The following is an 18,107-nucleotide window of genomic DNA, read 5'->3' on the forward strand; positions in this document are numbered from 1 at the left end:
TGTAAGAAAAAATCCCTTACAATAATGTAAGGAAAGTGTAAGACTTTTAGATAGAGTATAGTATGCTCTTTTCCGTATAATACAAGTATAGATATAATACTAGCGAGAAAGAAGTGCAAACAGGAGGTTCATGTATGAAATTGGTAATTAAAGTTTTAGCTGTATTCGCCATTATTCTAGGTGGAACAGCGTATTATTTGAACACAAAAACAGAAGGTGTACATGCTTTTGTAGACAACTTCTTTTCAAATAAAGAAATACAAGATTATTATGCGGTTATAGATAAAGGTGAGAAAAAAGACGGAGAATACTTGTATACTTTTAAAGGGTATACAGAAGATGGAAAGTTACAGGTTATTAAAAGAATGATGAACCGTGAATTGCATACGGGGGCGTTTATAAAAATTTATGCAAAAGGTATGCAAGGAAAAGGATGGGCTGAAATCCCGAAAGAATCCATTCCGCAAAAAGCGTTGAAAAAAATAGAAAAACCATAAAAGGAGCGACTCATTCGCTCCTTTTTTAGTACGTTAAAATAGTGATAGATGTCTTCTCTTTGTGAGAAATAATTTTTGCATGTCCACCAATTGGAAAAGTGAAAATCGGGGTTGTATGCCCGAAACTTGCGTTTGCAATGATAGGGATATGTGCAAGTTCAGGTTTTGAACCAATCATTTCTTGAATGTCTTCTATCGTACATTCTGCACCTTTTTGCATCTTTCCTATAACGATTCCCTTTATGTATTCAAAACCTTGCTGCTGCATAAGGGAATGTAAATAACGATCAAAAGTTTTAAGAGTAGATGTTCCAGTTAAACTATCTTCTTCAATAAATAAAATTTTCTCCTTTAAATTTGGCATATATGGTGTACCTTGCAGTAAGTTAAATGTGCTCATATTGCCACCGATAATATCTCCCGTAGCTTCTCCTTCTTGAATTGAAACATATCCTTCATTTTTAATAAATTCTCGATTTTCCTGATCTATATACCAAGAATCATCGCTCCATGTTTCAGATGGAAGGACTTCAATAGGCTCATTAGAAGTTAAGCACTTTAAAAAGTAATCGGTTGTATACCCGAGCCCTTTCTCCATTCCAAACGAAGAGAAATGGGGTCCTGAATATGTAACAAGCCCTGTTTTTGCGTAAATTGCATTATTTAAGGCAGTAATATCAGAATAACCACAGAAAAATTTCGGGTTTTCACGAATTAAATCATAATCGAGATGTTTCAATAAACCATTTGAGTTGTATCCGCCAAGTGTAGTCAAAATAGCTTTTACATTAGAGTCTCGAAATGCTTCATGGAGGTCTTGAATGCGGGAAGAAATAGAGGAGGAAGCAAATCGATCTATCTCATCAGCATATTTTGAGAATGTAACTTGAAAGCCCATGTCAGTTAATCTTTTTATAGCAAGTTTTCTATTTTCATTTGAAACAATACTTAAACTACACGATGGTGAAATCACTCGTATTTCAGCACCCTTTTTTAACTTTGTTGGTATCACTACATTCACCTCTTTAATTGAAAGAATATTTAGATTTAAAAAATATTTTATCATATGAAATAAAGTAGAAGTGAATTATTTTTTGAAATGGAGTTTTCCTGATTTTTCAGCAGACAGACAGAGTCTTTTTTTGATATGATAGGAAAAGTGATTTATTATAAGTAGTATTTAATATCTATAACATTTGAAAGGTGTGCAAGACGTGGAGAAACAACTTGCAGGCTTGCCGGTACACGTTCATTTCGTAACAGAAATCCGTGAAGGGGCGAGGAAGGAAACCGTTGCTTTTGAAGCAAATGGTCAATACTATGTAAAAGGTCAAGGTACATATGTAACATTCCAGGAGCCGAACGAACAAGGCGAAGTGAAAACAATTATTAAAATTCAAGATGAACAAGTTCTCATTATGCGTTCAGGTGCTGTTTCTATGCGTCAGACGCATGTGAAAGGTGAATGGACAACTGGTACGTATACGAGTGAACTTGGTACGTTTGCATTGCAAACAAAGACTGATAACGTTCTTTTTAAATGGTCGGATGAAAAGAAAAAAGGACAACTCTTCTTAACGTACGCATTGCTTCTAAGTGAACAAGAAGCTGGCAGATATACTATTACAATTAATTTGAAGGAGGCAAAATAATGAATTCCTTAGAACAGGTAAAAGGATTGATTAAAGAAGAAATTCAGGCTGCTGTATTAAAGGCAGAATTAGCGACAGAAGAACAAATTCCAAACGTTGTATTAGAATCTCCAAAAGATAAAACAAATGGTGACTTCTCTACAAATATGGCAATGCAACTTGCACGCGTTGCGAAAAAAGCACCTCGTATGATTGCAGAAGAACTAGTTGCAAACTTCGATAAAGCAAAAGCTTCTATTGAAAAAATCGAAATCGCTGGTCCTGGTTTTATTAACTTCTATATGGATAATAGCTACTTAACAGATTTAATTCCAACAATCGTAAACGCTGGTGAAGCTTACGGTGAAACGAATACTGGTAAAGGTGAAAAAGTACAAGTTGAGTTCGTATCTGCGAATCCAACAGGTGACCTTCACTTAGGACATGCACGCGGTGCGGCAGTAGGTGACACTTTATGTAACCTATTAGCAAAAGCAGGATACGATGTATCTCGTGAGTACTACATTAATGACGCTGGTAACCAAATTCATAACTTAGCTCTTTCTGTTGAAGCTCGTTACATGCAAGCTTTAGGCTTAGAAAAAGAAATGCCAGAAGACGGATACCATGGTGCGGATATCATTGGAATTGGTAAACGTTTAGCAGAAGAATTCGGTGATCGTTATGCGAAAGCTGATGAAAAAGAAAGCTATGAATTCTACCGTGAGTACGGTTTAAAATATGAATTAGCAAAACTTCAAAAAGACTTAGAAAGCTTCCGCGTTAAATTTGATGTATGGTTCTCAGAAACATCATTATACAAAAACGGGAAAATTGATCAAGCACTTGCTGTATTAAAAGAGCGCGACGAGATCTTTGAAGAAGACGGTGCAACTTGGTTCCGTTCAATGACTTACGGTGACGATAAAAACCGTGTATTAATTAAAAATGACGGTTCTTACACATACTTAACGCCAGATATCGCGTATCATCGTGATAAATTAGAGCGTGGTTTCGATAAGTTAATTAACATTTGGGGTGCTGACCATCACGGTTATATTCCACGTATGAAAGCTGCTATTCAAGCACTTGGTTACGATAAAGACACGCTTGAAGTAGAAATCATCCAAATGGTACAACTATACCAAAATGGTGAAAAAATGAAGATGAGTAAGCGTACGGGTAAAGCAGTTACACTTCGTGAGCTTATGGAAGAAGTAGGCGTGGACGCAATGCGTTACTTCTTCGCAATGCGTAGCGGTGACTCTCATTTAGACTTCGATATGGACTTAGCTGTATCAAAATCTAATGAAAACCCAGTATACTATGCACAATACGCTCACGCTCGCGTATGCAGCATCCTTCGCCAAGGTGAAGAATTAGGATTAGCTACAGGCGGAGACGTTAACTACAAACTTGTTACTTCTGAAAAAGAAGTAGAGTTACTGAAAAAACTTGGTGAATTCCCAGCGGTAGTTGCGGATGCAGCACAAAAACGTCTACCACACCGTATTACAAACTATGCATTTGAATTAGCAGCAACATTACACAGCTTCTACAATGCAGAAAAAGTATTAAACCAAGATAATTTAGAATTAAGTAAAGCTCGTTACGATTTAATGAAAGCAGTACGCACTACACTTCAAAATGCATTAGCAATCGTAGGAGTATCTGCACCAGAAAAAATGTAATAAAGAAAAGCGGAAGCGGCTCGTTTAGAATAGGAGGGGGATGGAGCTCCTGACAGAGAGGCGTACTTTGCCTCGGAGGAAGGCGCGAAGCCACCGAGTATTCTAGCCGCTGGAGCTGGACAATAAAGAAAAGCGGAGCCGACTGTTTAGTCCCGAAGGCTAAGGTTCTTTCCCACAGAAGATGCATTTTATCTTCTAGTGGGGAAGGTTCTTAGACAGAAGGGGCTAGGAGGCAGAGCTGGACATAAAGAAAAGCGGAAGCGGACTTTCGTTTTTAAATAAAAGGCAATCACACGATGTTGTGATTGCCTTTTTATGTGGAGATAATAAAAAATAAAATTTTATCAAACAAAAAGGGAATTTGCGTCGTCTTATATAAATGATAGGAGGCTTATGATGGAAGAAAAGGTAGAAGAATTAATTGATATATATAAGAAGCAAATATATTCCTTATGCTATAAGTTAGCAAAGACGAAAGAAGACGCGGAAGATATTTTTCAAGAGACATGGATAAAAGTTTTTTCATCGCGGCACCAACTTTCTTACGTGGAGAATTATAAAAAATGGATTACTACAATTTGTGTTCGTACGTTTTATGATTTTTATCGTAAGAAAAAAAGGTGGAAAGATCGAATATTGGATTTGTTTCATAAAGAGGATGGTGGAGAAATAGATTTCGCAGATGATGTGAATATATCAGAAGAATTTATTCAAAAAGTGGAAGCGGAAATGATACGGGAAGTTATACAGCTATTGAATGAAAAATATAAAACCGTGCTCGTACTCTACTATTATGAACAATACTCTTATAAAGAAATGAGCGAAATATTAAATATACCGATTGGTACGGTAAAGTATCGGCTTAATTATGGGAAAAAGAAAATGCGAGAACATTTGGAGGAGTCCGTTCATGAAGGAAGATAAATTTGAACAGAAAATAAAGAGCAGTTTAGCAGAAGAGATAACTCCAAGCGAAGAGCTAATAAATAACACGAAGCAGGGCGTGCGAAAGGCTCAGAAGTTAGAGAGGAAATGGATGATTTGTATTCATACCATTTGGATTGTTTTGCTAACAATTGTTATAGAACAATTTGTCACTCATTTGGATTATAAAATTCCTATGTTAATAGCCATTGTGATTATGATGCATGTATACATTCCGATATATGTTGTAATACAGTCATTTTTAAAGAAGGAGTATAAATTACATGAATGAGTTCGCTAATCCGTTTGTACTATTTGAAGTAGCTGGAGTGACGATGTTTTTAGCTTTTATAGCACTTTTAATATGTGTTGCATCATGGGTATATACAGATGCTAAAGCACATCAAATGAGTAAAGGATGGAGTGTCTTAGCGGTTATATTTCCATTTTTTATCGGTTTTTTGTTATATATGGTAAGAAGAAGTAAAAAGAAAGTTGAAGGAGAATATAAGATGAACTTTGTTAAAAAACAGAAAGTAACATTAGTTGCGATATTGGCAAGTACAATGTTTGTATTACTTAGTGGTTTTGCTTTTGCACAAACGTTAAATGACGCGTGGAAAGCAGGAGATATATATTTAGAAAATGAGAAGCAAGGGGAGACAAGTTACGAGGCGAAATTCTCATCATGGGATATTGCCGGTAAAGATATTGAACTTCAGTATGAGAAGGACACAGAAGTGACATTTTCTTATGAGACAGATGCAAAACGAGGGAACTTATGCTTTAGCGTGTATGAAAGACGAGGAGAAGGTATAAAAGAGTTAAAGGAAATCTGTGAATCGAAAAAAGGTAGTTTTACAGTTACTTTAAAAGCAAATGAAGAGTATGTATTGAATATAAGTGGATTAAAAGTGAAAGATGGATTCGTAAAAGTGAATTGGCAAGAGAAATAAAAGGGGCCCTATAAAGGACCTCTTTTTTATTGAATAGTATAAGTAACAGAAAAACTAACAGGACTATAGTAAACGTAAGGTGCATGAAATTGAACATACATATTTCCATCTGTTTTTGCAGTGAAAATTCGGCCGTAACCATCAGAATAACGTCCAATTAGGTTATGATTTGAGTCATAAACACTGTAACTAGGAGTTTTGCTGTTAGGATGAATTGTTAGTTCTTGTCCTTTTTGAAGGAAAATAGGTTCTTGTTCAGAACTACCTCCAGTTTGCAAAGAATAAAATTTTGTAAAGCTTTGTTCTTGAGCGGCAGCAGCGACTTTTGTTTCAGGAATAAACGCAGTAGCTCCAGTAATTCCTGCTAAAGTTAATGCACCTGCTAAAATCATTTTTTTCATAATAGAAAAAGCCTCCTTATTAGTTGTAATCGGTGTTGTTACAGTTAATATTGTATACGATAATGGGTAGGATAAAATATGCTTTTATGCATATATATTTTTTCTCAATAAAAGACCACTGATAAAATCAGTGATCTTTTAAATGATTAAGCAGCTTTCTGTTCAGTTTGAGGAACAGGTTTTTGAAGCGAGTTATAAACTCCTGTTCCGATAACGTCTAATGCTATTCTCATTCGTTCAGGTGAAATGTTTTCTAATACGTTATCTTGAGGTGTATGGTATACCTTCTCAATATGATAGATTAATGGATTCCAACTATCGACACCCATCCAAATGAATAGAGCAGCAGGAATACCAGCTTCAGCAAATGGAACATGATCACTAGAACCGAATTTACCTTGTAGGACGAGGTCATTATTTAGTTGTTTACCTGCTTGCAAGGCAGCATCTGTTACAAAGTTTGTAGAGCCATCAGGTGTCATAGCGTATAAATTCTTTGCTTTATCATAATTTGTTGCAACCATGTCGGCGTTAAAGACACCTAAAATACGGTCGCGTTCTTTCTGGGATAGACTATTCACGTAATAATCCGAACCAAGTAATCCAGTTTCTTCAGAACCAAAGGTAATAAAGCGAATTTCTTTATCAGTTTCTACATTTTGAAAAGCACGAGCTAGTTCTAATACTAATCCAGTTCCAGAAGCATTATCATTTGCGCCAGGTGCTCCGACAACACTATCATAGTGCGAGCTTACAACGACTGCTTTCTCATTACCTGTACTCTTTTTTGGTTTCTTTTTGGCGATAACATTTAGAGATGTTAATTTAGATTCATGTCTCGCTTTTAGGGAAAGAATTGTTGTCCCTTTTTTAGCGATTTCTTCTTTAAATGCATTTCCTTGCGCATAAGCAAGACCAAAGACAGGGATAGACTGCTTTTTCGTTAGGCGGGGATTGAAGGTTTGTCCATAATTTCCGCGTCCGCCAATTAAACTGTATAAAAGAACACCTTTTGCACCTTTGCTAACAGCATTTTCAACTTGCTTATTATAGTCTGTAACTGTCGTTCCTCTTTCAAATAAAACAATTTTACCGTTTACTTCATTTGGAATATCTTCTAATTTTGTCCCACCTTGAACAAAGATAAGGGGAGCTGTAACAGCTTCTGTAGAAATGAGTGCATTAGGAGCAGCACCAGCTTGCCAATTACGTTTTGTTGATAGTGGTGATTCAATGAATCCAACGTATTGATCGGGCACCTGAAATGGTTGATATTCTACGTCATAGCCCATTGATTTAAGCTGCATACCAATGTAACGAGAAGCCCATTCTTCGGATTTTGTTCCACCGGGGCGAGGACCAATTGTTTCAGATAAGAAACGAACATGTTCAATCGCGCGGTTTGGATCAATCTGTTTTGTAATAGATGGAGTTTGTGTAACCTCTGACGTGGAATCCGCTTTTGCTTGCCCAATTGGAGCTAAGCTAACAGCGAGTGATACAGCAAGCAAAGAGCTTACTATTTTTTGTTTCAATGATTTTCTCATTTTTTCCTCTCCTATTCTTCTATTCTCTGTGACTGACAAAAGAAGACGGATAATGACTTTATTTTACCTTCGAGTCTTTTGTTTTTCAATATTCTGACATTGAGAAATAAAAACAATATATGCATATTTGCATATTTTTGAGGAAGATATGTATGCTATCATTTTAAACGAAGGTTCGCTTTCTACTCTGAAAGCTCCTACATTGCATGAATCTAGTGTACCCAAACTTTAGATTATGTAGAGAAATGGAACCACTGTAGGGTTTCATTTCTCATGTTTGAATCAGTTGATGGTAATTATGTTTCCGCATTTCATAATTATTATCAGTGATATATGTAAGGCATCCATATGAAAATAAGAGGCTGTTCAAAGGTTTTCCGTACTTTTGGGCAGCCTCACCCCGTTAAAAGGACGATACTTTATGTATCGTCCTTTTTGTATAAAAAAACATCCAATCAATTGAGAGATTGATTGGATGTGAAAAAATTATTAATAATTTTTTTTGCGTTTTGTAGCCAAAATACTTAATAATCCAGCTAGTAGAAGAAGGATACCTACTGTTTGTGTAGGGTCTTCTTTATGACCTGTATTTGGAAGGTGTTTATCCGTATTTCGATCATCTTGCTGTTTGTTATCTGTTTTATTCGATGTTTCTTCGGAAGTTCCGTTTTCGTGTTTCTCAGATGTTTCATTGCCTTTGTTTTCTTCTTTATTTGGAGGAGTAACTGGCTTGTCATCTCCACCTGACGAAGATTCAATCTTTTTATTTGAAACTGTAATTTGTAGTGGTGTAGCTTGGGCTTTATCAATTGTAAAGTTTATTGGTGATGCATCTAATTGATAGCCTTTAGGAGCCTGTGTTTCTACTAATTGATAATTACCAGGTTTCAAATCATTTACGATTACTTTTCCGTGTTGGTCTGTTTTTAAACCTTCTCGGATGATTTTTCCATCTTGGTCTAAAATATTGAAAATGGCACCTTCAAGTGTTCCATGGTGATCAATATCAACTTTAGTTAACTCAATTGAACCTGTTGTTAAACTATTTAAAGCTGTAACAGAGGTAATCTGAGATTGTCCTTTCGTAATTGTGAAAGGAATTGGTTTAATGTTTAAATCATAGCCAGTTGGAGCTTTCGTTTCAATGAACTGATAATCTCCCGGACGTAAATCAGAAACAGAAATCTTCCCATCTTTATCAGTAGTTAAATCAGAACGAACATCCTTGCCGTCCATATCTACAATTTTAAAGATTGCTCCTTCAAGAGTAGTACCATCGATGTCATCAACTTTAGTTAATTCAACTGCGCCTTTAGTTAAGCTGTTAGTAGCAGTAACAGAGGCGATTTTTTCTTGTCCTTTTTTAACTGTGAACTTAATAGGTGTTTTGTTTAAGTCATAGTGTTCAGGAGCTTTCGTTTCGATAAACTCATAGTCTCCTGGCGGTAATTCATCCACAACTAAACGGCCGTTTTTATCAGTAGTTAAATCGGTACGAACATCGTGTCCATCCTTATTAACAATTTTAAATACTGCACCTTCAAGTGTTGTGTTTTGCTTGGCATCATCAACTTTAATTAACTCAACACTACCTTCCGTTAAGCTATTAATAGCTGTAACGAAGACATGCTTTGTTTGACTTCTTTCGATTGTGAACTTAATTGGTTCTTCATTTAAGTCGTAATGTTTAGGAGCTTTTGTTTCAATAAATTGATAGTCTCCTGGTTGTAAGTCTTTAGCGATGATTTTTCCGTCTTTATTGGTAACTAAATTCGTACGAATGTCGTTACCGTTCAGATCAGTAATTTTAAATACCGCACCTTCTAGCATTTCTTTCTTATCTATAGAGTCAACTTTCTTTAATTCCACGCCACCTTTTGTTAGGCCATTCTTAGCAGTAACAGAAGCGTGAGTTAGTTGACTTCTTTCGATAGTGAAGCTAATAGGTGTTTTATTTAAATCGTAATCTTTCGGAGCTTTCGTTTCAATGAATTGATAGTCTCCTGGGCGTAAGTTCGTAGCAGTAATCTTACCATCTTTATCAGTAGTTAAATCAGTGCGAACAATTTTACCTTTCGCATCGATGATGTTAAACACTGCATCAGAAAGTTTTGTATCTGGATTTATATCATCCACTTTTACTAATTCTACAGCACCCTCAGTTAAGCTATTTGTAGCAGTAACTTGGAGCTTTTCTTTTTGGCTTTTCTTAATTGTAAACTTAATAGGTGTACTATCTAATTTATAGTGTTCAGGAGCTTTCGTTTCAACAAACTGATAGTCCCCAGGACGTAAATCAGAAACAGAAATTTTTCCGTGTACATCTGTTGTAAGCTCAGTACGAATGTCTTTACCATTCAGATCAGTAATTTTAAATACCGCATCTTTAAGAGCAGTACCATCTACATCATCCACTTTAGAAAGTTCCACAGCGCCTTTCGTTAAGCTATTTGTAGCTGTAACGGAGATAGCATCAGCTTGGCTCTTTGTAATTGTGAATGGAATTGGCTCTTTGTTTAAATCGTAGTGTTTCGGAGCCGTTGTCTCGATGAATTGATAATCACCAGGACGTAGGTCAGAAACGCTAATTTTACCTTGTTGATTCGTAACAAGATTTTTGCGAATTACAGTACCATTCATATCCACAATTTTAAATACTGCGCCTTCAAGAGTAGTGCCATCGACGTCATCCACTTTAGAAAGTTCCACGCCGCCTTTTGTTAAACTATTTTTCATAGTAACGGTAGCAATATCTTTTTGGCTTTTTTCAATTGTAAATATAATTGGTTTTTTGTCTAAATCATAGTGTTCAGGAGCCGTTATTTCAACGAATTGGTACGTACCAGGACGTAAGTTTTCGATAACGATTTTACCTTCACTGTTTGTTTTTAAATCTGTTTTAAGTACTTTGCCATCTGGATCTAGTAAATTAAATACCGCATCGGCAAGTTTTGTTTGAGTGTTTAAATCATCAACTTTAAGTAATTCGATACTACCTTGTTTTAAGCTATTTGTAGCAGTTAAAGAAATAGCTTTCTTCTGTCCTTTTTCAATAGTGAATTTGATTGGTGTTTCATCTAAAACGTAATGCTTCGGAGCTTTCGTTTCGATAAATTGGTAATCACCAGGACGTAGGTCGTTAATTTCGATTATTCCTTGTTCATTTGTAACAAGGTCTTTATGAACTACATCACCATTCATATTAACAATTTTAAATACTGCATCTTTAAGAACAGTGCCATCAACATCATCAACTTTAGCAAGTTTAACTGCACCCTTTGTTAAAGCATTTGTAGCAGTGACATGAAGAGTTTCAGTTTGGCTCTTTTTAATTGTAAATACGATAGGTTTTTTATCTAAATCGTAATGTTCAGGAGCAATTGTTTCAACGAATTTATACGTACCAGGACGTAGGTTTTCAACAACAATTTTACCTTCATCATTTGTTTTTAAGCCTTCTTTAACTAGCTCTCCGTCTGCATCTAATAAATTAAATACGGTGTTAGCAAGTTTTGTATTTATATCAATATCGTCAATCTTTGTTAGTTCAACGCTACCGTTTTTCAAAGCATTTTTGCCTGTAACATTGATCTCTTTCGTTTGACTTCTTTCAATTGTAAATGGAATCGTTGTTTCATCTAATACATAGTGCTCAGGAGCTTTTGTTTCAATGAACTGATAGTCTCCAGGGCGTAAATCAGAAACAGAAATTTTACCGTTTTTATCTGTAACAAGATTCGTATGAACTTCCTTACCATTCATATCAACAATCTTAAAGATTGCACCTTCGAGCATCGTACGATCGATGTCGTCAATTTTTGTTAATGTTACTGCACCTTTCTTTAAACTGTTAGTAGCAGTAACAGTAATATTCTCTTTTTGACTTTTTTCGATAGTGAATGGAATAGGGTCTTTGCTTAAGGTATAGTCTTTTGGAGCTTTTACTTCAATAAATTGATAGTCTCCAGGACGTAAATCAGAAGCAGAAATTTTACCGTTTTTATCAGTCGTTAAACCTTTGCGAATTACCTTTTTAGTATCATGAGCGTCAACGATTATAAATTCTGCACCTTCAAGAATAGTGCCATCAACATCATCAACTTTTGTTAAAGTGACGCCACCTGTAAGTAAACTGTTTTTTACAGTAACAGGGATAGGAAGATCTTCCTTACTACCTTTTTTAATTGTGAACTTAATAGGTGTTTTGTCTAATTTATAATGTTCAGGGGCTTTTGTTTCGATAAATTGATAATCCCCTGGTGCTAAATCAGGAATAACTAATACTCCGTAATCATCTGTTGTTAAATCTTTCATAATTTCTTTGCCAGTTGCATCTTGCAATGTGAATACAGCGCCGGCAAGAGCTTTACTACTTTCCACATCATCTTCTTTAATAAGTTTAACTTTTCCTTTCGTTAAACTATTTTTAAATGTAAGTGGAAGGAGTTTTTGTTGTCCTTTTTCGATTGTAAATTCAATTGGTTCTACATTTACATCGTAATAAGTTGGAGCCTTTGTTTCGATAAGCTTATAGTTACCAGGACGTAAGTCATCTACAACTAGCATTCCTTTACTATTCGTAACAAGGTCCGTACGAACATCTTCATTAGTATCTCTATTAACGATTTTAAATACTGCACCTTCAAGTGTTTCTTTTTCATCTGCAGCATTCACTTTTGTTAACTCAATACCGCCTTTTGTTAAGCTGTTTTTAGCGGTAACAGTAGCCTGAGTTGTTTGACTTTCTGTAATCGTAAATTTAATTGGTTTTTTATTTTTGTCGTAATACTTCGGTGCTGTTACTTCGATAAATTTATAATCACCAGGGCGTAAGCCAGTAGCGATAGCTTTACCATCCGCACCAGTTTTTACATTTTCGCGAATAACTTTCTTTTCATCATTTGCATCAACAATTTTAAATACAGCACCTTCAAGAGCTGTACCATCGATATCATCAACTTTTGTTAATTCAACATCTCCTGGTTTTAAAGCATTTTCAGCTTTCACAAGTAGAGTTTCTTTCTGACTTCTATCGATTGTAAATTCAATAGGTTCTGCTCGTAAAACGTAATGTTCAGGAGCAGCTATTTCAATAAATTTATACGTACCAGGACGTAGGTTACTAACTTTAACTTTACCGTGTTTATCAGTAGTTAAGTTAGTGTGAGGGGAAACGTCATTATTATTTGTATCGACAAGTTTGAATACAGCACCTTCTAGTGGTTTTTTCTCACCAAACTCATCAACTTTTAATAATTCAACCTCGCCCGTTTTTAAGCTGTTATTTGCCGTAACAGTAGCAAGAGCTTGTTGGCTTTTATCAATTGTAAACTCGATAGGGTTTGTACTTAACGTATAATCCTTAGGAGCTTCTGTTTCGATAAATTTATAAGCACCAGGCTCTAAATCTTTAACGGTAACTTTTCCATCTGAACCTGTTTTTATATTTTCACGAATTACTTGTTTCTCGTCATTCGCATCGACAATTTTAAATACAGCACCTTCAAGGGCAGTGCCATCGACATCATCGACTTTCGTTAAAGTGACACCACCTTTAATGAGGTGATTTGTCGCTGTAACAGTAAGTGCTTTCTTTTGACTTTTTATAATTGTAAACTCAATTGGTTTTTTATCTATGTCGTAATCTTTAGGTGCTTTTTCTTCGACAAATTGATAGTCTCCAGGGCGTAAATCTTTTGCTTCGATTTGTCCTTGATCATTTGTCGTTAATTTTTCATATCCACGAATTACTTTGTTATATCGATCGCGTACACTGAACTCCGCACCTGCTAAAGTTTTTCCATCTTTATCGAATTTTGTTAAAATGGCCGATCCTGGAATCAAACTGTTTGTTGCAGTTCGGTTTATTACTGTTGTTTGATCTTCTTTGATTGTGAATTGTATAGGTGTACTGTCTAATTTATAATGCTCAGGAGCAGTTGTTTCTTGTAAGTAGTAAGTTCCTGGTTTTAAATTATCTACAGTAATTTGTCCTTGATTATTTGTTGTTAATTTTTCGTGTTCTGAAATTATTTTTTTGTCTTTATCAAGTAGTGTGAAAACGGCACCTTGCAGTGTGACGTTTTTATTCAGGTCATCAGACTTTGTTAAAACTACTTTACCGACAAACTTCTTATTTGCAAGTTTATATGTTGTAGTCTCTTGTGTACCAAGTTCAACAATTTTCCCTTGTTTTAAATCCCAGCTAATTACATAGCCTTCAGGAGCCTTTGTTTCTTTTAATAAATATTTATCGCGTTTTAAATTATTAAATTTAGCGATACCGTCTTTGTCTGTTGTAATTTTACGTATAACAGTTTTACCTGTACGATCGTATAAAGTAAATTCTGCCCCAGCTAATAGTGCGTTCTTATTGTCGTTATCTACCTTTATAATTTCAAGGTTTCCACGGCCTTTAGTAGCAGATCCTCCGCCTGAACCAGAAGACATTCTCACTTCAATCGTTTCAGTAGTTTCTGTGTTTTTAACTGTCAACTTATTGCCTGTGATTTTCGCTTTATTACTTACTTTTTCTTTATCGTCTGCATTAATAAGTGAGCGATATTCTAAAATATAAGCTCGATCAATTTTTTTCAAGAAGGCAATTTCGAAATGTTGCTTTCCGGTATTATTGTCTGTTGTTATTTTGAGTTTATAGTCTGTTCCTTCTTTTAATTCGTTTACTGTATCTTTTGTTAAATTTCCATATGGATCAACAGTTGTAGGATATAAGTGGAATGAATCTTCCACAATTACCTGATTTTCGGTTGGATCATCTGTTACAACGGCATCTGCAATGGTTGATTGGCTTTCGTTAATTGCGATACTCCAATTAATATAGTTGTCGTCTTGCACAGCTTTTTTAGTAACGAAGCTGCCACCTTTATTTACTTGAGTGTCACCTGTAAGGGTGTTTACGATTTTAGAGCCATCTTTTAAATCTGCCTCGTTTTTGTAGGTGCCTTGGATAAGTTCACCATCAAGGCTGGTTTTAAAGATAATATAGTAAGGTGAATTAATTGATTGTTTGAAATGAACCTTTAGGGTGTTTTTATTTTTCTCTGTAGGTTCTTCAAGTTCATATTTCTCAGTTGGTACAGCATTACCAGGTTGTGCATTATCAGGATTTCCATTTAGAATCATATCGCGCACTTCAATGGATCCAGGCACTAATTTTTGTTTATCTTGTATTACGTCTATAACATAAGGATCTTTAATCTCAACATTATTATAGTTAAAGCCTATTATCCAAGTAATTTCCTTCGTTTGGGCGTTATAAGAACCGTATTTATAACCATTTGCCTTTGTGAAAGTATCAGGATCGAAATTAGCTTCAACTTTATTTGATTGTGGATTAGAATCCGTATCTATCCAAGAAAGGTTACCTGTATTTTTAAATGAAGTTTTACCACTTTCTAGCTTTGTATAATCAAAGTCTGTCGTATATTTTACGACTAATGTCTTTGTCATATTAGACTGATACGTACCTATAAGAGTAATTTTGAAGCCTTTATCTGTTACATCTAAAACATAGTCAGTCCCAGCTTGAAGGGTATAATTTCCGTCTTTAATTTCTAGTTTCTTATCTTTTAATTGTAATCCACCATGATCAAAGGTGTCCGTAATAATCGCGTTGCTTAATGGGTAGTTGTTATTATTTACTATAATTGTCCAAGTTGTTGTTTTGTCTTTATAATTTGTTTCAGCTTTATTATTAGATTTAATAATATTTTGCTGCTTGAAGCTAGCTTCATTTTCTTTACTTGAATCATTATCAGCTGTAACTTTATTTTTTACTTTTCCATCTTCTATAACTTTATTAGTTGGCTTGGTTTTATAGGTAATCACATAAGCACTATTAATATCATCATTAAACTGTAAATCGAATCCATTCTTCTTGTTATTTACAGTGTAATTATTAACAGCGTCTCCTGTTACAAGCGTTCCTTTTTCATTATATGAAGCGTTTTTTACAACAATAGAATTTGCATCTAGTTCGTGTGTATCGTCAAAAATATCTTTTAAAATCGCATCAGCTTTTTTGATCTCTCTTTGATCACCATTGTAAGTAATTGTCCACTCAATTGTTTGCGTCTTTGGATCATATTTACTTGTTTTATTTAAGTGTGTACCACGAGAAACCGTTACAGTAGAACTTGCGTTTTGTTGCTTTTGATTATCACTCGTTATCGTAACGTTATTTCGGAAACTTTTAATATTTTCATCAGTAATTTTTGTGGCATATTCGATTTGATATGCTTTATTGATAGAATCTTTGAAAGCAATCTCCAATTTTGAGCCATCTGATGAAATAATATTGTAATCTGTTGGCTCAGCTTCTGCACCACGCGTTACATTCCCATTAACATCAACTTCTAAATAATAAACTTTAATAGAATCTTTATTTAAGCTTGTACCTTGTGGAATGTTATCTTTAAAAACAGCGTTTTTAAGGGGGTCTTTCGTTTTGTTCATCTCTACTTTCCAATTAATTTCATTTGTATTAATTGGTCTATCAGGTAAACCCTTTTTATTCGTAGCTGTTTGTACATTAGGCTTAAAGTCAACTGTAATAGAAACATCCTTATCTTTAATCGGGAAAGGAATTTCTTGTGTTGTTGTACCTTTAATTTCAGCTTTATTAAATTCTGTCTTTAATTGTAGGTTACCAGCAACATCTGGATGCTCTTCAACATAATCGTTGAATGTCATCGTGACTTTTCCATCTTTTGTAACAGTAAAATTACCAATTTGATGGTTTTCACTATCATATAAAGGACTGTTAATTGTATTGTAAATCTTAAAATGTTTAGGAAGATCAAAAATATAGTAATCTCCATTTTTCACATTCATTGATTTTAAAAGTTCCCATGTAAACTCAATATTGGCAGGGGAATCTGTACTTGGACGGTTATCCTCTGTAAATGGTTTTCCGTCTTTATCCGTCAACTTTACACTGGTTAAAATGTTTGTTGTTATTTGCTTTGGACCTGAATTTGTATTCTCAGCAGGGTCGCTTGCTAGCTTTTGTTCTGGATTGTCAGTAGCAATTTTAGCTGCTGGGTTTCGTTCCGGATTATCAGTGGCAGTTTTAGCTGCTGGGTTTTGTTCCGGATTATCAGTGGCAGTTTTAGCTGCTGGGTTTTGTTCCGGATTATCGGTAACAGTTTTAGTTGTTGGGTTTTGTTCCGGATTATCAGTAACAGTTTTAGTTGTTGGGTTTTGTTCCGGATTATCAGTAACAGGTTTAGTTGCTGGATCTTGCTCCGGATTGTCAGTAACAGGTTTAGCTACTGGATCTTGCGCTTGTTTATTAGTATCCTGTTTGGTGCTATCTTCTTTAGAGTTTTCTACTTGAACAGGAACTGATATAGGCTGAACCATTGTTCCTAAAGGAAAAGCGATTTGAACTGATTTTTCTCCAGTTTTTAAAGTTGAGTTAAACACGGTATCAACTTTAATTTTTCCTTTAGCGTCTTTCAAATTTTCTACTTGATTATTAAATATTAATTTTAATTTATTATCTTTAGCTGTTATAAAATATTGACCAATATTTTTTTGATCTGTTACTAAATCTCCTTGCAAATCTTTAGATACTTTTAATGCAAGTGGTATTTGAACTACTGCTGTATCATTTGCGTGTGCAGCTTGTTGATCCTTTATTGACCAAGCGTATTCTACTTGAATGATTGATCCTATCTTTATTAAATTGTTAGGATTTTTTGCTTCGTCAATAATATGATTCGTTGCATCTTTCATTTCAACAGTGTCAAATAAGGAATCTCCTGTTAAGGTTTCCGCTTTTACTTGATTGTATGGAAAACTAGCAAGTTGCGAAAATAGTAGGAATACAATTAAACATACATTGAAAAGTTTTTTCATTTTTCCTCCTCTGAACATTCATTTGTCCATTGGGGACTTATTCCACATGAACAAATGGAATATTAAAAGTATTTGTTATAAGCTATTTATTTTTGCTATCCCTCCGTTTCTATACGCGTTCTCAGACAAACAGGATTATGTTCAAAGTAAAATTGTTTAACGTAAAACAAAATGTATATTTACACAGTTCTATGGAAATATACACAATTCGACAAAAAATGTCGAAAAAAATACTGATATAAAGAATGATATCAGACCTTTATATGTGAGATAGTTTTCATGTATATCTAGTAAAAAAGAATGGTTATAAAGGTAAGTTTTACGATACATACTAACCAATGTAGTGTATCCCTTTGTGAAGGCTTATTTTTGCCTTAAAGTTATGTGGAGATAAAAAGCTAGATAGGGTTGGTTTTGGTCAGAATGAAGACAATACGTACTTTGAAAATAGTCATTTATTTTGTCTAAAGAGAGTTGTGCGATTAGTGGACCGAAGTTGAAAGATGATAGTTTCTTACATTGTTAGAGGAATATAAGAATTACAGAATATTCGACTAACACGTTACTACGGTCATTTT

Annotated in this window: 10 protein-coding genes; 6 read left to right on the plus strand and 4 right to left on the minus strand. The window is 34.7% G+C overall.

All coding sequences use genetic code 11. The annotated features are described in order from the left end of the window. Positions 1–134 precede the first annotated feature (134 nt). Positions 135–497, plus strand: a complete 363-nt coding sequence (locus tag DN401_RS19645) for a YxeA family protein (RefSeq protein WP_000779922.1) — start codon at positions 135–137, stop codon at positions 495–497. 25 nt (positions 498–522) lie between these two features. Here DN401_RS19645 and DN401_RS19650 read toward each other — a convergent pair whose 3' ends face one another. Beyond that, on the minus strand, positions 523–1,509 hold the full coding sequence (locus DN401_RS19650; protein ID WP_000613226.1) for a S66 family peptidase: 987 nt from the start codon (positions 1,507–1,509) through the stop codon (positions 523–525). Between the two features lie 202 nt (positions 1,510–1,711). Here DN401_RS19650 and DN401_RS19655 point away from each other — a divergent pair, with 202 nt between their 5' ends. The 5 genes from DN401_RS19655 to DN401_RS19675 all read left to right on the plus strand — a co-directional run bounded on the left by DN401_RS19655 (position 1,712) and on the right by DN401_RS19675 (position 5,699). Continuing rightward, positions 1,712–2,149 (plus strand): YwiB family protein, encoded by a 438-nt coding sequence (locus DN401_RS19655; protein ID WP_000414867.1) that lies wholly within the window; start codon positions 1,712–1,714, stop codon positions 2,147–2,149. After that, on the plus strand, positions 2,149–3,819 hold the full coding sequence (argS, locus tag DN401_RS19660; RefSeq protein ID WP_001086453.1) for an arginine--tRNA ligase: 1,671 nt from the start codon (positions 2,149–2,151) through the stop codon (positions 3,817–3,819). Before DN401_RS19655 ends, argS begins: the two co-directional genes overlap by 1 nt. A gap of 396 nt (positions 3,820–4,215) precedes the next feature. Next, on the plus strand, positions 4,216–4,743 hold the full coding sequence (locus DN401_RS19665) for an RNA polymerase sigma factor (RefSeq protein ID WP_002204870.1): 528 nt from the start codon (positions 4,216–4,218) through the stop codon (positions 4,741–4,743). Beyond that, entirely contained in the window at positions 4,730–5,035 is a 306-nt protein-coding gene (locus tag DN401_RS19670) for an ECF-type sigma factor negative effector (RefSeq protein ID WP_000656684.1), read from the plus strand. Before DN401_RS19665 ends, DN401_RS19670 begins: the two co-directional genes overlap by 14 nt. Beyond that, complete coding sequence (locus DN401_RS19675) at positions 5,028–5,699, plus strand: ECF-type sigma factor negative effector (protein WP_001001598.1); 672 nt, start codon at positions 5,028–5,030, stop codon at positions 5,697–5,699. The genes DN401_RS19670 and DN401_RS19675 overlap by 8 nt, the downstream gene beginning before the upstream one ends. A gap of 26 nt (positions 5,700–5,725) precedes the next feature. Here the strand turns inward: DN401_RS19675 and DN401_RS19680 are convergent, their stop codons facing one another. From DN401_RS19680 to DN401_RS19690, 3 genes are all read right to left on the minus strand, one after another. After that, a complete protein-coding gene (locus DN401_RS19680) occupies positions 5,726–6,100 on the minus strand; it encodes a hypothetical protein (protein WP_000738221.1) in 375 nt (124 codons plus the stop codon). 146 nt (positions 6,101–6,246) lie between these two features. Beyond that, positions 6,247–7,647 (minus strand): M28 family metallopeptidase, encoded by a 1,401-nt coding sequence (locus DN401_RS19685; RefSeq protein ID WP_001232216.1) that lies wholly within the window; start codon positions 7,645–7,647, stop codon positions 6,247–6,249. Between the two features lie 489 nt (positions 7,648–8,136). Further along, entirely contained in the window at positions 8,137–17,529 is a 9,393-nt protein-coding gene (locus tag DN401_RS19690) for a SpaA isopeptide-forming pilin-related protein (protein WP_149287906.1), read from the minus strand. Positions 17,530–18,107 lie beyond the last annotated feature (578 nt).

This window comes from Bacillus sp. BF2-3 (assembly GCF_008368795.1).
In the GTDB taxonomy this organism is placed as follows: domain Bacteria; phylum Bacillota; class Bacilli; order Bacillales; family Bacillaceae_G; genus Bacillus_A; species Bacillus_A cereus.

Coding starts and splice junctions, on each gene's coding strand:
- argS (WP_001086453.1), top strand. CDS start 2,149: ATGAATTCCTTAGAACAGGTAAAAGGATTGATTAAAGAAGAAATTCAG.
- DN401_RS19680 (WP_000738221.1), bottom strand. CDS start 6,100: ATGAAAAAAATGATTTTAGCAGGTGCATTAACTTTAGCAGGAATTACT.
- DN401_RS19685 (WP_001232216.1), bottom strand. CDS start 7,647: ATGAGAAAATCATTGAAACAAAAAATAGTAAGCTCTTTGCTTGCTGTA.
- DN401_RS19670 (WP_000656684.1), top strand. CDS start 4,730: ATGAAGGAAGATAAATTTGAACAGAAAATAAAGAGCAGTTTAGCAGAA.
- DN401_RS19645 (WP_000779922.1), top strand. CDS start 135: ATGAAATTGGTAATTAAAGTTTTAGCTGTATTCGCCATTATTCTAGGT.
- DN401_RS19690 (WP_149287906.1), bottom strand. CDS start 17,529: ATGAAAAAACTTTTCAATGTATGTTTAATTGTATTCCTACTATTTTCG.
- DN401_RS19675 (WP_001001598.1), top strand. CDS start 5,028: ATGAATGAGTTCGCTAATCCGTTTGTACTATTTGAAGTAGCTGGAGTG.
- DN401_RS19665 (WP_002204870.1), top strand. CDS start 4,216: ATGGAAGAAAAGGTAGAAGAATTAATTGATATATATAAGAAGCAAATA.